Annotated in this window: 22 protein-coding genes; 11 read left to right on the plus strand and 11 right to left on the minus strand. The window is 73.5% G+C overall.

Annotation, left to right across the window (positions count from 1 at the left end; all coding sequences use genetic code 11):
- Positions 1-48: 48 nt before the first annotated feature.
- From AC1WTP_RS28020 to AC1WTP_RS28030, 3 genes are all read left to right on the plus strand, one after another.
- Positions 49-1188 (plus strand): glycerate kinase family protein, encoded by a 1140-nt coding sequence (locus tag AC1WTP_RS28020; RefSeq protein ID WP_481652276.1) that lies wholly within the window; start codon positions 49-51, stop codon positions 1186-1188.
- 163 nt (positions 1189-1351) lie between these two features.
- On the plus strand, positions 1352-1720 hold the full coding sequence (erpA, locus tag AC1WTP_RS28025; RefSeq protein WP_111134233.1) for an iron-sulfur cluster insertion protein ErpA: 369 nt from the start codon (positions 1352-1354) through the stop codon (positions 1718-1720).
- 232 nt (positions 1721-1952) lie between these two features.
- Entirely contained in the window at positions 1953-2930 is a 978-nt protein-coding gene (locus tag AC1WTP_RS28030; RefSeq protein ID WP_088992671.1) for a carbohydrate kinase family protein, read from the plus strand.
- Positions 2931-3088: 158 nt separating this feature from the next.
- Here the strand turns inward: AC1WTP_RS28030 and AC1WTP_RS28035 are convergent, their stop codons facing one another.
- Both AC1WTP_RS28035 and AC1WTP_RS28040 read right to left on the minus strand, forming a co-directional pair.
- Entirely contained in the window at positions 3089-3322 is a 234-nt protein-coding gene (locus AC1WTP_RS28035; RefSeq protein ID WP_447139250.1) for a sulfurtransferase TusA family protein, read from the minus strand.
- The gene (locus tag AC1WTP_RS28040) at positions 3319-4470 is read right to left on the minus strand and encodes a cysteine desulfurase family protein (RefSeq protein WP_481652243.1); all 1152 of its coding nucleotides are present in this window, start codon (positions 4468-4470) and stop codon (positions 3319-3321) included. The genes AC1WTP_RS28035 and AC1WTP_RS28040 overlap by 4 nt, the downstream gene beginning before the upstream one ends.
- Positions 4471-4665: 195 nt before the next feature.
- On the opposite strand from AC1WTP_RS28040, the gene ctaC reads away from it, so the two are divergent.
- On the plus strand, positions 4666-5637 hold the full coding sequence (ctaC, locus tag AC1WTP_RS28045) for an aa3-type cytochrome oxidase subunit II (RefSeq protein WP_481652244.1): 972 nt from the start codon (positions 4666-4668) through the stop codon (positions 5635-5637).
- 10 nt (positions 5638-5647) lie between these two features.
- A complete protein-coding gene (locus tag AC1WTP_RS28050) occupies positions 5648-6073 on the plus strand; it encodes a cytochrome c oxidase subunit 4 (protein WP_481652245.1) in 426 nt (141 codons plus the stop codon).
- Positions 6074-6174: 101 nt separating this feature from the next.
- Here the strand turns inward: AC1WTP_RS28050 and AC1WTP_RS28055 are convergent, their stop codons facing one another.
- The 4 genes from AC1WTP_RS28055 to AC1WTP_RS28070 all read right to left on the minus strand — a co-directional run bounded on the left by AC1WTP_RS28055 (position 6175) and on the right by AC1WTP_RS28070 (position 9297).
- Positions 6175-6381 carry a hypothetical protein gene (locus AC1WTP_RS28055; RefSeq protein ID WP_481652246.1) on the minus strand — a complete coding sequence of 69 codons (207 nt, stop codon included), beginning with the start codon at positions 6379-6381 and terminating at the stop codon, positions 6175-6177.
- A 333-nt stretch (positions 6382-6714) separates the two neighbouring features.
- Entirely contained in the window at positions 6715-7761 is a 1047-nt protein-coding gene (gene trpD, locus AC1WTP_RS28060; protein ID WP_481652247.1) for an anthranilate phosphoribosyltransferase, read from the minus strand.
- 89 nt (positions 7762-7850) lie between these two features.
- Positions 7851-8246: a response regulator gene (locus tag AC1WTP_RS28065; RefSeq protein ID WP_447139256.1), complete on the minus strand. Its 396-nt coding sequence runs from the start codon at positions 8244-8246 to the stop codon at positions 7851-7853.
- A gap of 106 nt (positions 8247-8352) precedes the next feature.
- A complete protein-coding gene (locus AC1WTP_RS28070) occupies positions 8353-9297 on the minus strand; it encodes a cytochrome c oxidase assembly protein (protein WP_481652248.1) in 945 nt (314 codons plus the stop codon).
- A 108-nt stretch (positions 9298-9405) separates the two neighbouring features.
- Between AC1WTP_RS28070 and ctaE the strand changes: the two genes are divergently transcribed.
- From ctaE to AC1WTP_RS28095, 5 genes are all read left to right on the plus strand, one after another.
- A complete protein-coding gene (gene ctaE, locus AC1WTP_RS28075; protein WP_481652249.1) occupies positions 9406-10005 on the plus strand; it encodes an aa3-type cytochrome oxidase subunit III in 600 nt (199 codons plus the stop codon).
- 72 nt (positions 10006-10077) lie between these two features.
- Entirely contained in the window at positions 10078-10914 is an 837-nt protein-coding gene (gene qcrC / locus AC1WTP_RS28080; protein ID WP_481652250.1) for a cytochrome bc1 complex diheme cytochrome c subunit, read from the plus strand.
- Positions 10915-10981: 67 nt separating this feature from the next.
- Complete coding sequence (qcrA, locus tag AC1WTP_RS28085; protein ID WP_481652251.1) at positions 10982-12073, plus strand: cytochrome bc1 complex Rieske iron-sulfur subunit; 1092 nt, start codon at positions 10982-10984, stop codon at positions 12071-12073.
- Positions 12070-13695: a cytochrome bc1 complex cytochrome b subunit gene (gene qcrB / locus AC1WTP_RS28090; protein ID WP_481652252.1), complete on the plus strand. Its 1626-nt coding sequence runs from the start codon at positions 12070-12072 to the stop codon at positions 13693-13695. Before qcrA ends, qcrB begins: the two co-directional genes overlap by 4 nt.
- A gap of 198 nt (positions 13696-13893) precedes the next feature.
- Positions 13894-14550: a DUF4142 domain-containing protein gene (locus AC1WTP_RS28095; RefSeq protein ID WP_481652253.1), complete on the plus strand. Its 657-nt coding sequence runs from the start codon at positions 13894-13896 to the stop codon at positions 14548-14550.
- A 90-nt stretch (positions 14551-14640) separates the two neighbouring features.
- On the opposite strand, the gene AC1WTP_RS28100 is transcribed toward AC1WTP_RS28095, so the two are convergent.
- From AC1WTP_RS28100 to AC1WTP_RS28120, 5 genes are all read right to left on the minus strand, one after another.
- On the minus strand, positions 14641-14928 hold the full coding sequence (locus AC1WTP_RS28100; protein ID WP_088992685.1) for an Lrp/AsnC family transcriptional regulator: 288 nt from the start codon (positions 14926-14928) through the stop codon (positions 14641-14643).
- A gap of 131 nt (positions 14929-15059) precedes the next feature.
- Complete coding sequence (locus AC1WTP_RS28105) at positions 15060-15929, minus strand: nucleotidyltransferase family protein (RefSeq protein ID WP_481652277.1); 870 nt, start codon at positions 15927-15929, stop codon at positions 15060-15062.
- 85 nt (positions 15930-16014) lie between these two features.
- The gene (locus AC1WTP_RS28110; protein WP_481652254.1) at positions 16015-16557 is read right to left on the minus strand and encodes an NUDIX hydrolase; all 543 of its coding nucleotides are present in this window, start codon (positions 16555-16557) and stop codon (positions 16015-16017) included.
- A gap of 53 nt (positions 16558-16610) precedes the next feature.
- On the minus strand, positions 16611-18401 hold the full coding sequence (locus AC1WTP_RS28115) for a RelA/SpoT family protein (RefSeq protein WP_481652278.1): 1791 nt from the start codon (positions 18399-18401) through the stop codon (positions 16611-16613).
- Positions 18402-18531: 130 nt separating this feature from the next.
- The gene (locus tag AC1WTP_RS28120) at positions 18532-20286 is read right to left on the minus strand and encodes a DEDD exonuclease domain-containing protein (protein WP_481652255.1); all 1755 of its coding nucleotides are present in this window, start codon (positions 20284-20286) and stop codon (positions 18532-18534) included.
- Between the two features lie 127 nt (positions 20287-20413).
- Here AC1WTP_RS28120 and AC1WTP_RS28125 point away from each other — a divergent pair, with 127 nt between their 5' ends.
- On the plus strand, positions 20414-21859 hold the full coding sequence (locus AC1WTP_RS28125; RefSeq protein ID WP_481652256.1) for an NYN domain-containing protein: 1446 nt from the start codon (positions 20414-20416) through the stop codon (positions 21857-21859).
- Positions 21860-21897: the final 38 nt, after the last annotated feature.

The raw sequence follows: 21897 nt of genomic DNA on the forward strand, positions 1-21897 counted from the left end.
GTGGCCTCGGCGCAGCCTCCGCCGGTGTGGGCTGCCACACTGCTCGGCATGCGCGTGCTGCTCTGTCCGGACAAGTTCGCCGGCACGCTGCCGGCCCCGGAGGTCGCCGCGGCGGTGGCCGCCGGCTGGCGCGAGGTGGCCGGGGACGACGACCTGCTGATCAGGCCGCTGGCCGACGGCGGCCCGGGCTTCCTCGACGTGCTCGCCGACGCCCTCGACGGCCGGCGGGTGGCGGTGCCGACGGTCGACCCGCTGGGCCGGCCGGCGGCCGGTGAGATCCTGCTCACCGACGGCGGGTCGACCGCCTGGCTGGAGAGCGCCCAGGCGTGCGGGCTGCACCTGCTCGCCGCCGACGAGCGGGACCCGAAGGCCACCACCTCGTACGGGCTGGGGCTGCTGGTCACCGCCGCGGTGGAGGCCGGGGCCCACACGGTGATCATCGGGCTGGGCGGTTCCGGCACCAACGACGCCGGCGCCGGGATGCTCACCGCGCTCGGCGTCACGCCGCTGGACGAGGCCGGCCTGGCCCTGCCGTACGGGGGCGCGGCGCTGGCCGCGGTGGCCACCCTCGACGGCGTACCGCGGCTGCGCGACGCCCGGCTGGTCGCCGCCACCGACGTGGACAACCCGCTGCTCGGGCTGCACGGGGCCAGCAACGTGTTCGGCCCGCAGAAGGGCGCCGACCGGGCCGACGTGCTGCTGCTCGACGCCGCGCTGGAGCGCTTCGCCGCCGTGCTGGAGCGGGACCTGCCCGGGTGCCCGCCGCAGCTGGGCGCGCTGCCCGGCGGCGGGGCGGCCGGCGGCCTGGGCGCGGCGATCCTCGCCCTGGGCGGCCGGTGCGAGTCGGGCATCGGCCTGGTCACCCGGGCCACCGGCCTGGACACCGCGCTGGACGGCGTCGACCTGGTGATCACCGGGGAGGGTTCCTTCGACCATCAGTCGCTGCGCGGCAAGGTGGTCGCCGGGGTGGCCGGCGCCGCCCGGGACCGGGGCCTGCCCTGCGTGGTGCTCGCCGGCCAGGTCAGCACCGGCCGCCGGGAGGCCGCCGCGGCCGGGGTGACCGACGCGTACAGCCTGGTGGAGCACTTCGGGGGCGAGCAGCGCGGCGGTCTGGCTGCCGCGCTGAGCCGGCCCGCGGAGGGGCTGCGCGAGCTCGGCGCCCGGCTGGCCCGGCAGTGGAGCCGGTGACCGGGGTGTGACCGGCACCGCGCCGGGAAGGCCCGAGGTCACGCCGCCCGGTGGCCCGGCCCGGAGCGGCCTACAATCGAAAACTGGACCACAGTGGGAATCGCTGACCGGCGGGTGACGTTGGTCGGGACGACCACACCGAACGCGGCAGGGAGAATTCCACGTGACCACGCCAGCGCAGACCGAGTCGACCGAGGCCAAGGCCCCTACTTCCGTCGTCCTCACCGACGTCGCGGCGCAGAAGGTCAAGGCCCTGATCGAGCAGGAGGGCCGCGACGACCTGCGGCTTCGGGTCGCGGTGCAGCCGGGCGGCTGCTCCGGCCTGCGGTACCAGCTCTTCTTCGACGAGCGGTCCCTCGACGGTGACGTCGTGACCGACTACGACGGGGTCGAGGTCGTCGTCGACCGGATGAGCGCCCCCTACCTGGCCGGCGCCACCATCGACTTCGCCGACCGGATCGACGCCCAGGGCTTCACCATCGACAACCCGAACGCCGGCAGCTCCTGCGCCTGCGGCGACTCGTTCAGCTGAGTCGACTCCGACACCGACAGCGGGGCCGTCCCGAAAGGGGCGGCCCCGCTGCCGTGTTCCGGGGCCGGCCGGCGGCCGCCGTCGGCGGCCCCCGAGCGGCGACGTGCAACCGCGCGTCGCCCCCGACCGGCGGCCCTCAGCAGGCCGGGCGGGGTGTTCAACCGTGCGGTCGCCCGGACTTGCGGCGGCCGGTAGGCTGACCCGCGCCCTGCTCCCGACCCCGAGGGTTGACATGAAGATCGCGGTGACCGGCTCGATCGCCACCGACCACCTGATGAGCTTCCCCGGCCGCTTCGCCGACCAGCTCATCGCCGACCAGCTGCACAAGGTGTCCCTCTCCTTCCTGGTGGACGACCTGGTGCTGCGCCGGGGTGGCGTGGCGGCCAACATCGCCTTCGGCATGGGGCAGCTCGGCCTGCGCCCGGTGCTGCTCGGCGCGGTCGGCGCGGACTTCGCCGACTACCGCTCGTGGCTGGAGCGGCACAACGTCGACTGCGACTCGGTGCACATCAGCGAGGTGGCGCACACCGCCCGCTTCGTCTGCACCACCGACACCGACATGTGCCAGATCGCCTCCTTCTACGCCGGGGCGATGAGCGAGGCGCGCAACATCGAGCTGGCCCCGGTCGCCGACCGCCTCGGCGGGCTCGACCTGGTCCTGGTCGGCGCCAACGACCCGGAGGCGATGCTGCGGCACTCCGCCGAGTGCCGGGAGCGCGGCTTCCCGTTCGCCGCCGACCCGTCGCAGCAGCTGGCCCGGATGCCGGGCGAGGACGTCATCGCGCTGATCGACGGCGCCGACTACCTGATGACCAACGACTACGAGAAGTCGCTGCTGCAGAGCAAGGCCGGCCTGAGCGACGAGCAGCTGCTCGACCGGGTCAAGATCCGGGTCACCACGCTGGGCAAGCACGGCGTGGAGATCGCGGGCCGGGGCATCGACCCGATCCACGTGCCGATCGCCCGGGAGACCCAGGCGGTCGACCCGACCGGCGTCGGCGACGGCTTCCGCGCCGGCTTCTTCACCGCGCTCTCCTGGGGCCTCGGCCTGGAGCGGGCCGCCCAGGTGGGCTCCCTGCTGGCCACCCTCGTGCTGGAGACCGTCGGCACCCAGGAGTACCAGGTCCGGCGCGACCTGTTCGTCAAGCGGCTCGCCGAGTCGTACGGCGACGTCGCCGCCGACGAGGTCCGCCCCCACCTGCTGCCCTGACCTGGTGCGACTGATCGTGCGCCGCCGAGGCCCGGTGACCCCGCGCACGGGTTCCCCGCCGGGGCGGCGGACGATCAGTCGGCGCCGGCGGCGCGAAGGCGCACCGAGCGCGACGGGAGGCGACTGGCGAGGGCGACGACCCGGCCCGGACGGGCCGGTCAGTGCTGGCGGCGGACGTCGTAGCCGGGGCCGTCGGGGCCGGTGACCTTGCCGAGGAACTCCTGGCCGCGCATCCGGCACCAGGCCGGAATGTCCACCGCCGCGGCCGGGTCGTCGGCGAGCACCCGCACCACGGTGCCGACCGGCAGTTCGGGCAGCCGGCGGGCGACCGCGATCACCGGCAGCGGGCAGCGCTGCCCGCGACAGTCCAGGACCTCCCGCGGCGCCGTCACAGCCCCACCACCCCCGCCTCGGCCCGCAGGCCGGCGACGATCCCCGGCAGCTCGGTGAGGAACCGCTCCACGTCCGCCTCGGTCGTCTCCCGGTGCAGCGAGACCCGCACGTTGCCGTGCGAGAGCACGCCCATCGCCTCCAGCACGTGCGAGGGGCGCAGCGTCGACGAGGTGCACGACGAGCCGGACGAGACGGCGAAACCCCGCCGGTCCAGCGCGTGCAGCAGCGCCTCGCCGTCCACGTACAGGCAGGAGAAGGTGACCAGGTGCGGGAGCCGGTGGTCGGGATCACCCACCACCTCCACGTCCGGCACCTCCGCGGCCACCCGGGCCCGGATCCGGTCCACCAGCGGCGCCAGCCGGGCCGCCTCGGCCGCCGCGTCGGCCGCCGCCGCCCGCAGGCTCGCCGCGGCGGCCACCACCGCCGGCAGGTTCAGCGTGCCGGGGGTACGGCCGGACTCCCGCTCGTCCGCCGGCCAGGGGGACTCCCAGCGGGTGCCCTTGCGCACCACGAGCAGCCCCACCCCGGGCGGGCCGCCCCACTTGTGCGCGCTCGCGGTGAGCACCGACCAGCCGGCCGGCACCGGCACCCGGCCCACCGCCTGCGCCGCGTCGACGTAGAGCGGCACCCCGGCGGCCGCGCAGGCGGCGGCCGCCTCGGCGACCGGCTGGCAGGTGCCCACCTCGTGGCTGGCGGCGATCAGCGCGGCCAGCGCCACCCCGGGCGCCCGGACCGCCGCCTCCCAGGCGGTGAGGTCGAGCCGGCCGAGCCGGTCCACCGGCACCCCGAGCGCGGTGCCGCCGCCGGCGGTGTGCCGCTCGGCCGCGTGCAGCACGGCCGAGTGCTCGATCTCGGAGTGCACCAGGATCGGGCCGACCCGGCGCCGCCCGGCCAGGCCGCCGAGCACGGCCGCGTGCGCCGCGGTCGTACCGCTGGCGGTGAAGGAGAGCTCGTCGGGGCGTACGCCCAGGGTCTCGGCGGTCGCGGCCCGCGCCGCGTCGAGGAGCTGGCGGGCCCGGCGGGCCTGCGCGTAGAGCCGGCCCGGGTCGGCCCAGCCGTCGTCGAGCGCGGCCAGCAGCGCCTGCCGGGCGACCGGGTGCAGCGGCGCGGCGGTCGCCGCGTCCAGGTAGACCGGGGATGCGCTCACGGCTGTCCACGCTATCGCGCCGCGATGCGCAAGATCTCCCCGATGGGGGCGGACAGTGACCCCAACACGGTCCAGCCCGTCATGGTCGAGTAATCTGCGACCGTCGGTGACGCCTTTGCCGCCGGTGCTGTCGCTCCGCCCGGCGAGGCGGCGGAAGAGAACAGACACCGCGGCGCGCTAGGGAGGCAGGACCAGGTGGTCGCAAGGAGTTCGGAGGTACGGCCCGCCGCCGTACGGCACAGCGCTTCCCCAGGAGCCGGTGGGCGCCGGCGGCGTGGTGCTGGTCGGCTCGCCGGGCTCGGTCTCGGCGGAGCGGCGCTGCTGGTCCTGCTCACGGGCTGTGACGTCGGCGCGGCGTTCGACGGCTTCGGCTGGCCGCAGGGCGGCATCACGCCCGAGGCGCGCCGGATGTACGACCTGTGGATCGCCTCGTGCATCGCGGCGCTGGCGGTCGGCGTCTTCGTGTGGGGCCTGATCTTCTGGTGCGTCGTGCGCTACCGCAAGCGGGGCAACGAGCTGCCGGTGCAGACCCGCTACAACATGCCGATGGAGTTCCTCTACACCATCGCGCCGATCCTGATCGTCTCCGTGCTCTTCTACTACACGGCGATCGTCCAGACCGACGTGGTGAAGACGACCAAGAACCCGGACGTGGTGGTCGAGGTGGTCGCCTTCAAGTGGAACTGGCAGTTCAACTACCGCGACGGCCAGGGCCCGGAGGCCGAAACGGTCGCCTCGACGCTCGGCACCAGCGAGGTCATCCCGATCCTGGTGCTGCCCAGCAACCGGTCCATCCGGTTCGAGGAGACCAGCCGCGACGTCATCCACTCGTTCTGGGTGCCGGAGATGCTGTTCAAGCGGGACGTCATGCCCGGCAAGATCCGCAACGTGTTCGAGGTCTCCAGCCTGACGAACGAGGGCGCCTACGTGGGTCGCTGCGCCGAGCTCTGCGGCAGCTACCACGCCTTCATGAACTTCGAGCTGCGGGTCGTGTCGCCGGAGAAGTACGACCAGTTCCTCGCGGCCAAGCAGGACGGCAAGTCCACCCAGGAGGCGCTGATGGCCATCGGCGAGGAGCCGTACGCCCAGACCACCCGGCCGTTCGAGACGCGGCGCACGGAAGCCAACTTCAACCCGGAGAACGCTCCGGTTGGCGCGGGAAGCTGAGGGAGCGGGCATGAAGACCGAGTGGCGTATCTTCCTGATCATCGCCGGGTTCCTGCTCTTCGCGACCGTGCTGTACGGCGCCTGGACGGCCGGTGAGGCCGGCCGGGTCGAGTGGGTCGGCACGGTGGCGTTGCTGCTGTCCTTCCTGCTCTGCGCGATGTGCGGCGGCTTCTTCTGGTTCGTGTCCCGCCGCATCGACCTGCGCCCGGAGGACCGGCCGGACGCCGAGATCGCCGACGGGGCGGGCGAGGTCGGCTTCTTCAGCCCGGGCAGCTACTGGCCGTTCGGCATCGCGCTGTCCGCCTCGATCGCCGGCCTCGGCCTGGTGTTCTGGCAGTTCTGGCTGGTCGGCGTCGGCCTGGTGGCGGTCATCTTCGCCGCCTGCGGCCTGATCTTCGAGTACTACACCGGCACCCGGCGCACCGCCGAGCACTGAGCCGGCGCCGCCGGCCGAGCCTGACGAAGCCCGCCACCCTCCGGGGAGGCGGGCTTCGTGCCGTCCTGTCTGTCCGCCTCGGCCGGCGGGTGGGGTGGCGGTCAGGCGGCGCGGCGATCGGCCGGCCGGGGCCGCCGACGGTCGGCCAGGCGGGCGGCGTGGAACGTGAAGGTGGCGATCAGCATGGCGGCGCCGCAACCGGTGCAGATCAGCTCGGGGCAGTCGACGCCGTGGCCGTCGGGGCACGGCGGCGCCTCGAACGGCTGAACGCCCTCGCAGGTGTCGCAGTAGAGCTCGCGATCCGGCACTGCGGACGCCTCCTCTCCCTCCGGGCTCCCGCCGGGCATCGGCGTGCGCGCCGGGAACGGAAAACTACTCGGCTGTAGTTTGGCACGCGGGTCCGACATGTCCCCCGTCGCCCGCCGACCGAGCCTTCTGACCTGGACAGTCGGCCCGTCCAAGGCGCGGCGCGTCCGGACGCCGGACGTGGGATCGCCGCGGCGCCCGCGACCGGGGTCGGGCCGCCATCGGTGGGTCGGCCGGCGTTCGCGGGGTGCGGCATGTCACGGTGCCCCCGGGGCGGGGGCGCCGCGATATGCCGCGACCGGCGCCGGTCACCCAGCCCGCCGGGGGAGGGGTGGTCAGAGGGATCGGGCGGTGGTGATCCAGCGGTCGAGGACGGCGGCGGCCGCGCCGGAGTCGATGGACTCGGCCGCCCGCTCCATCCCGGCCCGCAGCGCCTCGGTCAGGTCGCCGTCGAGCGGCCCCTGGGTGGCCAGCGCCGCCGCCGAGTTGACCAGCACGGCGTCGCGCACCGGACCGGTCTCGCCGGCCAGCAGGCGACGGGCCACCTCGGCGTTGTAGGCGGCGTCGCCGCCTCGCAGGTCGGCGAGGGTGGACCGGGGCACCCCGAGGTCGAGCGCGTCGAGCAGCGCCTCGCGTACGGTGCCCTGCTGGGCGACCCAGACCCGGGTCGGCGCGGCGGTGGTGAACTCGTCCAGGCCGTCCTCGCCCCGCATCACCAGCACCGAGTCGCCGCGGGCGGCGAAGACGCCGGCCATCACCGGGGCCATCCGCGCGTCGAAGCAGCCCACGGCGCCGGCCCGGGGCCGGGCCGGGTTGGTCAGCGGCCCGAGGAAGTTGAACGCGGTGGGTACGCCCAACTCGCGGCGGACCGGGCCGGCGTGCCGCATGCCGGGGTGGAACCGGGCGGCGAAGCAGAAGCCGATGCCGGCCTCGGTGACGCACCGGGCCACGCCCTCGGGGCCGAGGTCGAGCGGGATGCCGAGGAACTCCAGCAGGTCGGCGGTGCCGCAGGACGAGGAGGCGGCCCGGTTGCCGTGCTTGACCACCCGGACGCCCGCGCCGGCCACCACCAGGGCCGTCATCGTCGAGATGTTGACCGTGTGGGCGAGGTCACCGCCGGTGCCGACCACGTCCAGCGCGGCGGCCCGCAGCTCGTCGGGGAGCTCGACCTGGACCGCCCGGCCGAGCATCGCCTCGACCAGCCCGGCCAGCTCCGCCGAGGTCTCGCCCTTCGCCCGCAGCCCGACCGCGAAGCCCGCGATCTGCGCCGCGGACGCGGCGCCGGACATGATCTCGCCCATCGCCCACGCCGTGTCGGCGGTGGACAGCTCCTCGCCGCGCAGCAGCGCGTTGAGCAGGTGCGGCCAGGTCCGATCGCCCATGGTGGGCCTCCCGAGCAAGCGAGCGGGTGCGGGTGGACGGAACCGGCGCCGGTCGGCCCGACGCCGTGGCGGGGCCGGGGCGGGGGACGTCAGGCGGGGGCGTGCGTCCGCAGCAGCTCGGCCACCGTGGTGCCGGTGGTCACCGGGTCGAGCGGGTGCACCAGGGTGGCGTCGACCTCGGCGTAGGCCGCGAGCCATCGGTCGGCGGCGCGGGCGATCACCACGCAGGTCGGCGGAGCGTCCTCGCGGTCGTCCTTGATCTGCCGGGCGATGCCGAGGCCGCCGCCCGGGCTGGCCTCGCCGTCGAGCAGCATCAGGTCGATCTCGTAGTCGTCGACCAGCCGGACGCACTCGGCGTAGTTGCTCGCCTCGACGAACTCGACCTGCAGGCCGGGCGCGGGCCGGGTGCCCACGGCGAGCCGCATCCGGTCGCGGACCTCCGGGTCGTCGCTGTAGAGCAGGACGGTACAAAGACGATCGCTCATGGCTCGACTGGCTCCCACCTCGTAGCTGCCCGCTGATCGTACCGGTCGGTGTGAGGTGCGCGACGTCCCGCCCGACGGTGCCCGCGCAGCGTACCGTCGGCGCAGCTCACGCGGCCGATTCCGCGGCGCGCTGGCGGGCCTCCTGGCGGTCCAGCTCGCGGTCGATCCGGCGGGATTCCCGCTCCGCCTGCCGCATCCACTGCACGACCAGCACGGCGAGCATGGTCACACTGACGAACTCGCCGCCGGCCCAGAGGATGCCGCCGGCGAGGACCTGGTCGTCCCACGGGTCGGCCCAGCTGAGCCCGAGCGACGGGTACCAGTCGCCGCCGAAGAGCGTGCTGCTCTGCATGATGGTGAGCCCGAGCACGGTGTGGAACGGCACGGAGAGCAGCATCAGCAGGGCCCGGGCCGGGTACGGCCAGCGGCCGGGGAGCGGGTCGAGGCCGAGCAGCGGCCAGAAGAACACGCAGCCGGTCAGGATGAAGTGGGCGTGCACCAGCTCGTGCGCCCAGGCGTGCTCGAGGGTGAACCGGTAGAGGTCGCTGAAGTAGAGCGCGAAGGGGTTCACCACGAAGATGGCGAACGCCACCAGCGGGAAGCTGTAGATCCGCGCGAGCCGGCTGTGCACGATCGCGAGCAGCCGCTTGCGGGGCCGCTGCGGCAGGGTGCGCAGGGCGAGCGTCATCGGGGCGCCCAGCGCGAGGAAGATCGGCGCGATCATCGACAGCACCATGTGCTGCACCATGTGCACCGACAGCAGCGCGGTGTCGTACGCGTGCAGGCCGCTGACCGTGACCAACGCGATACCGCCCAGGCCGGGGCCGAGGAAGAAGACCGTGCGGGAGACCGGCCAGCGGTCGCCGCGCAGCCGCAGCCGGTGCACGCCGTAGAGGTAGATGCCGGCGGCGAGCACCAGGCCGACGGCGAGCCAGCTGTCCAGCCGGGTCTCGGTGAACACCGAGGTGACGGTGAACGGCGGCGGCGTCGGCTCACCCCCCGGCGCGGCGGCGACCGAGGTGGCGGCGAAGATCCAATCGACGTGCAGCACGCTTTTCAGCCTAGGTCAGGCGAAGCGGACGACCCCTATCGGGCCACGGATGCCACCGGTTCGGCACCCCGCTGATCGCCGGCCCCGGTCAAGGGCAATAATGACGGCGTGACTGCGGCCCCAGCCATTGACAAGAGCCGGATCCACTCCCTGACCCGACCCAACATGGTCAGCGTCGGGACGATCGTCTGGCTCTCCAGCGAACTCATGTTCTTCGCGGCGCTGTTCGCGATGTACTTCTCCATCCGCGCGGCGGCGCCGGAGCAGTGGGCGGAGCACACCGAGCACCTCAACATCCCCTACGCGACCACCTTCACGGTGATCCTGGTGTTGTCCTCGGTGACCTGCCAGCTCGGCGTGTTCGCCGCGGAGAAGGGTGACGTCCACGCCCTGCGGCGCTGGTTCACGATCACCTTCGTGATGGGCCTGATCTTCGTGCTCGGTCAGGTGAACGAGTACCGCGAGCTGGTGCACGAGGGCATCAAGATCAACGAAGACGGTTACGGGTCGATGTTCTACCTGACCACCGGCTTCCACGGTCTGCACGTGACCGGCGGTCTGGTCGCCTTCATCATCTTCATGATCCGCACCACCATGGGCCGGTTCACCCCGGCGCAGGCCACGTCCGCGATCGTCGTGTCGTACTACTGGCACTTCGTCGACGTGGTGTGGATCGGGCTCTACGCCATGATCTACTGGCTTCAGTGATCTTGGCGCGTCACGAACCGCGCCGCTGCTTCGTCCCCTGAGACAAGGTCCAACCGGTTAAGGACACAGGTCATGATTTCTGACAACGACCGCCGACGCGGTCTGCTCGCGCGGCTGCGCGGGCGGCCCGTAGCGCGCAGCAGGGGCCGCCGCCGGCTGGGTGCCGCGGTCCGGCTGTTCGCCGCGCTGATGCTGGCCGGCGGCGCCTACACCGTCTTCGCCCCCGGCGTGCAGGCGCAGGACAATCCGCCGCTGACCGGCGCCGCCGCGGAGGGCAAGGCGCTGTTCGACGTGAGCTGTGTGACCTGTCACGGTCGCAACGCGCAGGGTGTCGAGGGGCGCGGGCCGAGCCTGATCGGCGTCGGCGCGGCCTCGGTGGAGTTCCAGGTCGGCACCGGTCGCATGCCGATGGCCCGGCAGGAGGCCCAGGCGCAGCGCAAGCCGGAGCTCTTCACCGACGAGCAGACCCGCCAGCTGGCCCAGTACATCCAGGAGCTCGGCGGCGGGCCGATCGTGCCCGAGGGTGCCAACCTCCACGAGGACGCCAACATCGCCGCCGGCGGCGAGCTGTTCCGGATCAACTGCTCGCAGTGCCACGCCTTCGGCGGTGGTGGCGGCGCCCTCTCCTCCGGCAAGTTCGCGCCGAGCCTGCGTCCGGCCACCGACCGGCAGATCTACGCCGCCATGCTGAGCGGCCCGCAGAACATGCCGGTGTTCGGGGACAACCAGATCACTCCGGAGCAGAAGGCGGACATCATCGCCTACATCCAGGAGACCCTCAAGCACGACCAGGACCCGGGTGGTTTCAACCTGGGCCGGTACGGCCCCTCCACCGAGGGCCTGGCGATCTTCCTGGTGGGCATCGTCGCGCTGGTCTTCACCAGCCTGTGGATTGCGGGCAAGTCGTGACCGGGTGGACCATTCGATTCAGTGCGGTGGTGCCGCGGTTCGGCACCGCAGGTAGCGAGGTGACGGCATGAGCACGCAGACCCAGCACGAGGGGATCCCGCGCAGCCGGCAGCCGCTGGACGTGCAGGACCCGGGGCTCACCCGGTTCGACATCGTCCGGGAGGGCGCCCGCCGGGACGACATCGAGATCGTCCACTACGAGCCGCAGGTGGTCCCGGGCAGCAAGGCCGAGCGCCGGCTGACCCGTACGGTCGCCGCGATGTTCCTGCTGACCGGTCTGGCCGCGACCGCGTTCCTGGTCATCTACATCTGGTGGCCGTGGGAGTACGCGCCGGGCCGCGGCGGCGACAAGTGGTACACCCCGCTGCTCGGCGTCACCCTGGGCGTGGCCCTGCTCGGCATCGGCTTCGGCATTCTGACCTGGGGCAAGAAGCTGCTGCCCAAGGAGGTCTCGATCCAGGACCGGCACGAGGGCGCGGTCTCCGCGGACGACCGCACCATCACCGGCCAGACCATGCTCTACATGGCCGACGAGCTGGGCGTGAAGCGCCGGCCGCTGCTCGGCATCTCGCTGCTGGCCGGCCTCGCGCCGGTCGGCGCGGTCGCCGCGGCGCCGCTGGTCGGCGGTCTGATCTCCGACCCGCACAAGAACAACCAGATGTTCACCACCGGGTTCGCCCCGGCCGAGGGGGGCGGGAAGATCCGGCTGGTCCGCGAGGACGGCCGGCCGGTCCGCCCGGCGGACATCAGCGCCGGTGGTCAGCTCACCGTGTTCCCCGGCATCGAGCACGGCGTGAGCAACCGGCACGCCGACTCGCCGACCCTGCTGATCCACCTGCGCGACTCGGACGCGCAGGAGTCGCGCCGGGCCAACGAGCGGATCGGCCACGGCGACTACATGTGGGGCAACTACGCGGCGTTCTCCAAGATCTGCACGCACGCCGGCTGCCCCGCGAGCCTGTTCGAGCAGCAGACCAACCGGCTGCTCTGCCCGTGCCACCAGTCGCAGTTCCTGATTACCAGGAACGCGGAGCCCGTCTTCGGGCCGGCGAGCCGGCGGCTGCCGCAGTTGCCGATCGAGGTGGACGCCGAGGGCTACTTCGTGGCGAAGTCCGACTACACCGAGACCGTCGGGCCCGACTTCTGGGAGCGGCCGTGAAACGGCGAAAGTTTGACATGGCGGCGGTGCCGGGCAAGACCGCCACGGCACTGGACGACCGGTTCCAGGCGGCCACCCCGCTGCGCCGGCTGCTGAACAAGGTCTTCCCGGACCACTGGTCCTTCCTGCTCGGCGAGATCGCGCTCTTCTCGTTCATCGTCCTGCTGCTCACCGGGGTCTTCCTGACCTTCTTCTTCGAGCCGGCGATGACCGAGGTGGTCTACAACGGCAGCTACGCCCCGCTGCGGGGTACGCCCATGTCCGCGGCGTACGCCTCCAGCCTGGACATCTCGTTCGACGTCCGGGGCGGCCTGATCATGCGGCAGATGCACCACTGGGCGGCGCTGCTGTTCATGGCCGCGATCGTGGTGCACATGCTCCGGGTCTTCTTCACCGGCGCGTTCCGCAAGCCGCGGGAGACGAACTGGATCATCGGTTCGCTGCTGTTCTGGGTCGGCTTCCTGGCCGGCTTCACCGGCTACTCGCTGCCGGACGACGGCCTCTCCGGCACCGGCCTGCGGATCGCCTCGGCGATCATGCTCTCCATCCCGGTGATCGGCTCCTGGGTCACCTCGTCGATCTTCGGCGGGGAGTTCCCCGGCACGATCATCATCAGCCGGTTCTTCATCGCCCACGTGCTGCTCATCCCGGCTCTGCTGGTCGCGCTGATCAGCGTCCACCTCGGGCTGGTCTTCAAGCAGAAGCACACCCAGTGGCCCGGCCCCGGCCGGACCAACGGCAACGTGGTCGGCGAGCGGATGTTCCCGCGCTACGCGCTCAAGCAGGGCGGCTTCTTCATGGTCGTCTTCGGCGTGATCGCGCTGATGGGCGGCCTGTTCCAGATCAACCCGATCTGGCTGTTCGGCCCGTACGAGGCGTGGGTGGTCTCGGCCGCCAGCCAGCCCGACTGGTACGTGATGTTCCTCGACGGCTCGACCCGGTTGATGCCGGCCTGGGAGATCCCCATCCCGATCGGTGACGGGTACGTGATCCCGCCGCTGTTCTGGCCGACGGTCGTGCTGCCGGGCATCCTGGTGGGCCTCTCCACGCTCTACCCGTTCCTGGAGGCGCGGCACCTCAAGGACTACCGCAGCCACAACCTGCTCCAGCGGCCCCGGGACGTTCCGGCCCGGACCGCGGTGGGCGCCATGGCGGTGGCCTTCTACGTGGTCCTGACGCTCTCCGGCGCCAACGACGTGATCGCGGACAAGTTCCAGATCAGCCTGAACGCGATGACCTGGGCGGGCCGGATCGGCCTGCTGGTGGCGCCGCCGCTGGCCTACTACGTCACCTACCGGCTCTGCCTCGGTCTGCAGCAGCACGACCGCGAGGTGCTCGCCCACGGTGTCGAGACCGGCATCATCCGGCGCCTGCCGGACGGCCGGTTCGTCGAGGTGCACCAGCCGCTCACCGCGGCGGACCACGACGGGCACGGCGAGCTGGAGTACGCCGGCTGGGTGGTGCCGAAGAAGATGAACCGGCTCGGCGCCCTCGGCCCGGCCATCCGGGGCTTCTTCTACCCGATCGAGAAGCCGGCCGAGGCGCCGGTCTCGCCGGGTCACCCGCCGGTCGAGCCCCGACCGGAGCGGGAGGAGATCAGCAGCGGCGAGAGCCGGCGCTGATCCCCTGAGACACCCCGACGTGGCGCCCCCGGAGTCCTCCGGCGGGCGCCACGTCCGTTTCCGCCCCGCCTGATCGGGGAGCGGTCCGACCGTGACTCCCTGGGTGGGTACGACGGCGCCGGTCCCGGCGGGCGGATCGCAGGAATAACCCCGGCCAGTCGGGTATCCGTGCGGTCCAACGTCTCAAGGGGGGGAAGCATGTTGGGTATCAAACGCCTCGGCCTGCTGGCCGTGCTGGTGCTGGTGGGGCTGGCACCGGCTGCGGCGGCACAGGCGGCGGCGCAGCCGTCGGAGCAGGACCGTCAGTATCTGCAGGCGATCCACCGGGTCAACCTGTTCGAGATCACCGCGGGTGACCTGGCCCAGCAGAAGGCGCAGAACCAGGCGGTCAAGGACCTGGGCGCGATGTTCAAGACGGACCACACCCAGCTGGACCAGACCGTGCAGCAGACCGCGTCCCAGCTGAACGTGGAACTGCCGGACAACGTCGGCGAGGAGCAGGAAGCCGTCATCGAACAGCTGAACAACGCCAGCGGCGAGGAGTTCGACCGGCTCTGGGTGACCAAGCAGCTGGCCGGCCACGTCCAGGCCATCCAGGCCACCCAGACGGAGATCTCGCAGGGTTCCGAGCAGGCGGTTGTCCAGCTGGCGCAGAACGCGCTGCCGACGCTGCAGGCGCACTACGACGCGCTGGTGCAGCTGGCTCAGCAGCTTGGTGTCCCGGTTCCGCAGGCGACCGTGACCGGTACGCCGGGCCCGGGCGCCCCGCCGGCGCCGGGTGGCACCGAGACCCCGGCTCCGGGCGGCACGCCCGAGTCGCCGGGCACGGAGACGCCGAGTCCGGAACAGAGCTGACCGCTCACGACAGCGGCCGGTCCACCCTCGGGGTGGGCCGGCCGTCGTGCGTAGGTGCCCGGCCGGTGGTGCGGCCCGCGGCCGTCGTGGTCAGTCGGCGTTGGCCAGCCCGATCGCGAACGCCTCCTCCAGGTCGTGCTGCGAGTACGCCCGGAAGGCGATGTGCGACTCGGTGTTCAGCACGCCCGGCACCTTGGAGATGCGGCCGGCGATGACCTGCTCGATCTGGTCGAACTCGCGGACCCGGACCATGGCGATCAGGTCGACGTGACCCGCCACCGAGTAGACCTCGCTGACGCCGGGCAGGTCGGCCAGGGCCTCGGCCACCTCGGGGATCGAGTCGGTGGCGCAGTCGATCAGCACGATCGCGGTGATCACGGGACATTTCTCCGTTCGTCGGCGTCGTCGCCCATGCTAGATGTTCGTCCGCCGCCGCAGGCGGTGGCCGCTGATCGGATGACGGTCGGCAGGCGGCGCAGGGCCGATCCGGCCTGCTCACCGTCAGCCGATCACGAATCGTGGCGCGGCGGAGGGGGACAGGCCGGCACGGTGAGGCCGGCGCCGGCCCGGATGGCCTCGCGCAGCCGCTCGCCGGGCCGCACCCGGGCGCCCGGCCAGACCACGACCCGCTCGACGTCGCCGCGCACGCTCGCCCCGGCGCCGACCACCGACCGGCGGCACGAGCCGGTCACCGCGGCCGTCGGGTCGACCAGGCTGCCGTCGCCGGCGGCGTGCAGGTTGGCCGCCAGGTAGTCCGCCGGGGTGCCGGTGTCGTAGAAGGTGCCGGCGTACGCCACCACGCTGAGCGCCCCGGCCGCCTCCGCCGGCCGCCACACCGCCCGGACCAGGTCGCTGAACTCCACCGGCAGCTCACGCACCAGCCGCCAGGGCAGCAGCGAGAACCCGGTGAAGGCGTGGCCGTCGAAGGTCCCGGGCGCCGCCGGATCGGCGGCGGGCTGGCCGAGCAGGCGCACGCTCTCGCCGTCCCAGCCGTGCAGCAGCGCGGCGATGTCCGGCCCCGGCGCGGCGGCCGGGTCGTGCAGGTAGGCGTCGGCGTTGCCGACCAGCACCGCGCGCCCGGCGATCCAGTCCCGCAGGTTGGCCACGCCGCCGGCGGTGCCCAGCGGGTCGCCCGGCTCGACCGAGAGGTGGGCCCGCTTCCCCACGTGGTCGACCACCTGCCCGCCCAGGTAGCAGGCGTTGACCGCGACCCGGTCCGGCCCGGCCAGGCCGAGCCCGGCCAGCCGGGCCAGCGCCCGGTCGAGCAGCGGCACGTTGCCCACCGGGCAGAGCGCCTTGGGCAGCCGTTCGGTCAGCGGCCGCAGCCGGGTGCCCTCGCCGGCGGCGAGCACCACCGCGCAGACGTCGGGCCCGGCCAGGTCGCTCACGCCGGCGCTCCGCTCCGCTGCGCGCCGCCGCGAGGCACCAGCGGGCTGAGCCCGATGGTTCGCTCGCCGCGCTCGCTCACCGAATCGTGTCCGGCACCGGTGGCGGGAACTGCCCGGCCAGCGGCCCGATGTCGTAGTAGGCGAGCAGGCGCGCCGTCGGCCAGGTCAGCCGGGGCAGGTCGTCCAGCGGGTGCCAGGCCGCCTCGAAGACCTCCGCGCCGTCCACCGTCAGTTGCGTGGTCGACGCCGGCACCTCGGCGGTGAACACCACGTCGACCCAGCCCTTGGCGTGCACCACGGCGTTCGGCACGGCCGGTTGGAGCTGCCGGGGCGAGAGCCGGATGCCGGACTCCTCGAACAGTTCCCGGGCCGCGCCGACCACCGGCGCCTCGCCGCGCTCGAGCAGCCCGGCCGGGAGCGTCCAGCCCTTGCCGGGCGGCTGGCGCAACAGCAGCAGCCGGCCCGCCCCCTCCGCCTCGGCGTCGCGGACCAGGGTGACCGCGCCGACGATGTACTTCGGCACGGCCAGCCGGACCAGGCGTCGCCGCAGCGGCAGCGGCAACCGGTAGAAGACCTGGTAGGCGAAGGCTCGTCCGGTGGCGCGCGAGCGGGGGATCATGAGTCCAGGCTAGTGGCCGTGAGGATGACTCGTGCTCCCCGGGCCCCGCCCGCTCACTGCCGGTGGTCCACCAGGTCGATGAGCTGGCGCACCACGGCGTCCGGCTCGATCACCCGGTCGAAGACCGCGACCAGCATGGTCTCCAGGTCGGGGTAGCCGAGTTCCTCGGAGAGCCGCAGCAGCGGCAGGTCGCTGGCCAGCCCCCGGTTGTGCTGGCGCAGCGCGAGGCCGATGGTGGCCCGGCCGAGGCGGACCTTGTCGCTGATCGTGATGCCCGGCTCGGTGTGCTCGGCGAACCACCGGCTGATCTGCATCTGGGCGTGCGGCGACTTCACGAAGCCCAGCCACTCCCGGCGCGGCCCGCGCGGCGCGGCGTCGGTGCCGAGACCGCCCTCCGCGTCGAGTTCGGTGAAGATCTCCACCACGTCGCCCTCGGCCAACTGGGAGGAGAGCGGGGCCAGCCGGCCGTTGATCCGCGCCGCCAGGCAGTGGTCGCCCCGCTCGGTGCCCAGCTCGTACGCGAGGTCGACCGGGGTGGCGCCGGCCGGCAGCACGATCTGCCGCCCCTCGGCGACCACCTGGATCTGCGTCTCGGCCAGATCGCAGCGCAGCGACTGGAGGAACTGCGCGGGGTCGGGGGCGTCCTGCTCCCAGTCGAGCACCCGGCGCAGCCAGTCGAGCTGCTCGGCCCGGGCCGCCGCCGCGCCCTCGGCCCGGGGGAAGCGGAAGCCGGCGGCGATGCCGTACTCGGCCTTGCGGTGCATCTCCTCGGTGCGGATCAGCACCTCCACCGTGCGGTCCTCGGGGCCGCAGACGCTGGTGTGCAGCGAGCGGTAGAGGTTGTTCTTCGGCGAGGCGATGAAGTCCTTGAACCGGCCCGGGACGGGCCGCCAGACGCCGTGGACGGCGCCCAGCGCCGCGTAGCAGTCGGTGGCCGGACCGTCCACCACCACCACGATCCGGGGCAGGTCGTACGGCGTGCTGTGGCCGCCGGCCACGGTGTCCTTCCAGATCGAGTAGAGGTGCCGGGGGCGCGGCGTCACCTCCGCGTCGACCCGGTTGCGGCGCAGCGCCACCCGGGCCCGGGCGACCACCTGCTCGAGGTAGGTGTCCCAGCCGGGGCGGTCCTGCACGTGCCGGGAGATCCGGGCGTGCTCCTCCGGCTTCAGGTGCAGCAGCACCACGTCGTCCAGCTCGCGTTTCAACGTCTGGATGCCCAGCCGGTCGCAGAGCGGGACGAGCACCTCCTGGGTGGCCCGGGCGATCCGCTCGCGGGAGGCCGCCGAGCGTACGCCGAGGGTGCGCATGTTGTGCAGCCGGTCGGCCAGCTTGATGATCAGTACGCGGACGTCCTTGCCGGCGGCGACGATCATCTTGCGGATCGTCTCGGCCTCGGCGGCCTTGCCGTAGAACGCCTTGTCGAACTTGGTCACCCCGTCGACGAGGTGGGCCACCTCCCGCCCGAAGTCCTCGGCGAGCGCCTGGAGCGTGTAGCGGGTGTCCTCCACCGTGTCGTGCAGCAGGGCCGCGACCAGCGTGATGGTGTCCATGCCGAGGTCGGCGCAGATCTGGGCGACCGCGAGCGGGTGGGTGATGTAGGGCTCGCCGCTCTTGCGGAACTGCCCCCGGTGCATGTTCTCGGCGATGGTGTAGGCCCGGCGCAGCACCGCCGGATCGGCGCCGGCGTGGATGCTCCGGTGGGCGCGGACCAGCCGACCGACCGGATCGGACTCGGTGGTGGGCCAGGTCAGCAGCGACCGCAGTCGCCTGGCCAGGGGCAGCTCACCCGGCTGGGTCGGAAGCGCGCCCCCCAGGGCGGCGCCGTGTCCGGCGTCGACGTCCACGAGGGACACCTCCTCACCCCGGCCCCACGGCCGCCGTGGTTCCGGCAACCGGGAGCAGGCCCACGAAACGGGCAGGACTGCACTTCTCTAACAGCCTAAGTGAGTTGACGTAGTCCGATCGGTCACTTGCTCATGAGCGTTCGGTCGAGAGTTGGTGGGATGCGGCGCTCTCGGCCTTGGTCAGCAGGTCGCGGAAACGGGCCGCGCCGGCCACCGGGGACGCCCACCCGGAGGACATCTCGACCAGCCGGGTCTCCGGTCGCTCCAACCAGGACAGGATCCGCTCGGTCTCCTCGGCCGAGGCGTTCGGGATCGGGCCGTGGCCGGGCGGCACCGTCTCGGCGGTGGCCCGGATCGCGGCCAGCGTCGGTCGGGGGTGGACACCGGGCGGGGACACCCCGGCGCCGGCCAGCCGCCCGTGCCGGACCAGGGCCAGCTCCCAGCCGCCGCGCGCGGCCGGCCGGGCGGCGGCCAGCTCGGCGATCCGGCTCAGCGCGACCAGCCGCTGCATCCGTACCGTCGCCCGCAGGACCGCGGCGAGGCGGGAGCGCACCACCGCGGCCTCCTCGTAGCGCTGGTCGCGGGCGAGCACCTCGATGCGGGCCAGCAGCGCGTCGACCACGGGCTGCGGGTCGCTGGCGGTCGCGGTGCGGAACGGCGCCGCCGCGCGGGCGTCGTACTCCTCGGGGGTGATCCGGTGCTCGCAGGGCGCCGGGCAGCGGCCCAGCTCGGCCAGCGCGCAGGCCGGTGTGACCGTGCGCAGCGACAGCCGGTGGGTGCACTGGCGCAGCGGCACGGCGTCGTGGAAGCCCGCGGCGGCCAGCTCGGCGGACCGGCGGGAGCTGAACGGGCCGAGGTAGGCGTCGTCGGTGGGGGAGATGCCGCGCACCACCGACAGCCGGGGGTAGGGCCCGTCGGTCAGCTTGAGCCAGACCGCCCGCTCGGGGAACTTCGACCGGCGGTTGTACGGCGGGGCGTGCGCGCCGATCAGCCGCAGCTCGCGGACCTCCGCCTCCAGCGAGTGGGCGCACTCCACCGCCTCCACCCGCTCGGCGGCGGCGAGCATCTCGGAGATCCGGGCCCGCTTCTCGGCGGCGGTGAAGTAGCTGCGCACCCGGGTGGCGATGTCGCCGGAGGTGCCGACGTAGAGCGGCCGGTCGTCGGCGGCCCGGAAGATGTAGACGCCGGGCGCCTTGGGCAGCCCCTCGGCCAGGTGCCGCTTGCGGCGCTGGGTCGGGGTGACCGCCCGGGCGAACTCGATGGCGTCGCCGACGGTCTCGACCCGGTGCCCGCCGAGCCGGGCGATCAGCCCGTGCAGCACGTCGACGGTGGCCTTGGCGTCGTCGAGCGCCCGGTGGGTCGGTTGGGTGGCGGTGCGGAAGTAGGCCGCCAGGGTGCCGAGCTTGCGGTTGGGCACCTCGTCGCGGGTCAGCACCCGGCGGGCCAGGGCCGCGGTGTCCAGCACCCGGGGGTTGGGCCAGCGGTAGCCGTGCCTGGCGCAGGCGGCCTTGAGGAAGCCGACGTCGTAGGGGGCGTTGTGGGCGACCAGCACGGCGTCGGAGATGAACTCCAGGAAGCTCGGCAGCACCTGCTCGATCGGCGGCGCGGGCAGCAGCATCGCCTGGGTGATGCCGGTCAGCACGGTGATGAACGGCGGGATCGGCTCACCCGGGTTGACCAGGGTGGCGAGCACGCCCAGCGGCTCGCCGCCGCGCACCTTCACCGCGCCGATCTCGGTGATGCCGCCGCCGTCCGGCGAGCCGCCGGTGGTCTCCAGGTCGACCACCACGAACGTGGTCGCGTAGAGCGGCAACGCCGGGTCGACCGTGCCGGCGGCCGGGTCGAGCCCGGCCAGCGCCTCCTGGACGTATTCCTGCTGTGCCATCGGCGGCACGCTAGCGTCCCGGTCCGACACTTCAGTCCCGGCGGCCCCACGGGTCACCGGGGGTTTAGGATGAGAGATCGGCTCACTCACCGGGCGGTGGGCCCGGTCGCGGTGGGAGACTTGCCACATGCCCCTCACCGAGCCGTACGACGACAACCTCCCCCAGGAGGAAGCGGTCGTCGCCGCGCGGGCCAGCGGTGAGGATGTCCCCGGGGAGCCGGGCGATCCGTCGGCTGACGGGGCGGAGCCCGGCGCGCCGTCGCCCGAGCCGGAGCCGTCCCTGCCCGAGCCGGTCCGCCAGCGGATCGTCGCGCTCACCGCCGCCGTGCTGCCCGGCCTGCCCGCCGACGAGGTCCCGGTGCCGCTGCGCCGGGTGGCCAAGTTCGCGCCCAACCGGCGCGCCCGGCTGGGCGCACCGGCGATCGCCGCCCAGCTCGCCGCCGATCCGCTGTTCCGGCAGCGGGTCACCGCCCGGGTGCTCGCCGACGCGGGCGACCTGGGCGCGGCGGTGGTCGAGGGGACCGCCCCGGCGGGCGCCGACCCGGTCGAGGTGGCCGCGCTGGCCTACCTGGCCCGGCCCCGCGGCTGGCGGGAGCTGATCGAGGCCAGCGGCGCGGCGGTCCGCGCCGAGGCGGACAGCGCGGTCGTCGCCGAGCTGGTCCGCGAGGCCGAGCAGCGGGCCACCCGGGCCGAGCACGACCGGGCGGTGGCCCGGGTCGAGGCGGAGAAGCTCCGTGACGAGCTGGCCCGGGTCCGCGAGGAGCTCGGCCAGCTCCGCGAGGAGAACCGGCAGCTGAACCGGTCGCTGCGGGAGACCCAGGCCCGCGAGCGCAAGGCCACCGAGCTGCTGGCCACCGAGCGTGGCCGGGCGGCCCGGGCGGCCGCCGACGCCGACGCCGAGCTGCGCCGGGCCCGGGCCCGGCTGGCCGAGGCGGAGGCCGCGGCGGGAGTGGCCCGGGCCAGCGCCAAGGAGGCCCGCTCGGTCGACGACGCCCGGCTCTGGCTGCTGCTGGAGACGATCGGCCAGGCGGCCGTCGGGCTGCGCCGGGAGCTGGCCCTCGACCCCGTCGACAAGCTCCCCGCCGACTTCGTCGCCGAGGCCGCCGCCGACCAGCCGGCCGGGCCGGCGGCCGGCACCGCCGCCCGGGCCCGGGACACCGACGACCCGGCCCGGCTGGACCAGCTGCTCGCCCTGCCCCGGGCGCACCTGGTGGTGGACGGCTACAACGTGACCAAACGCGGCTTCGGCGAGATGTCGCTGGAGCAGCAGCGCAAGCGGCTGATCACCGGGTTGGGCGGGATCGCCGCGCAGACCGGCGACGAGGTCACCGTGGTCTTCGACGGGGCGGAACGGATGCACGGGCTGCCACCGGCGCCGCGCGGCGTGCGGGTGCTCTTCTCCCGCAAGGGGGAGACCGCCGACGAGCTGATCCGCCGCCTGGTCCGCGCCGAGCCGCCGGGCCGCCCGGTGGTGGTGGTCTCCTCCGACCGGGAGGTGGCCGACGGGGTACGCCGGCACGGCGCGTACCCGCTCGGTGCCGACTCGCTGCTGCGCCGGCTCGCCCGGTCCTGATCGGGGCGCTTGATCGCTTTCGGGGCGTCCGCGACCTC

It is taken from the genome of Micromonospora sp. R311, from assembly GCF_056780015.1.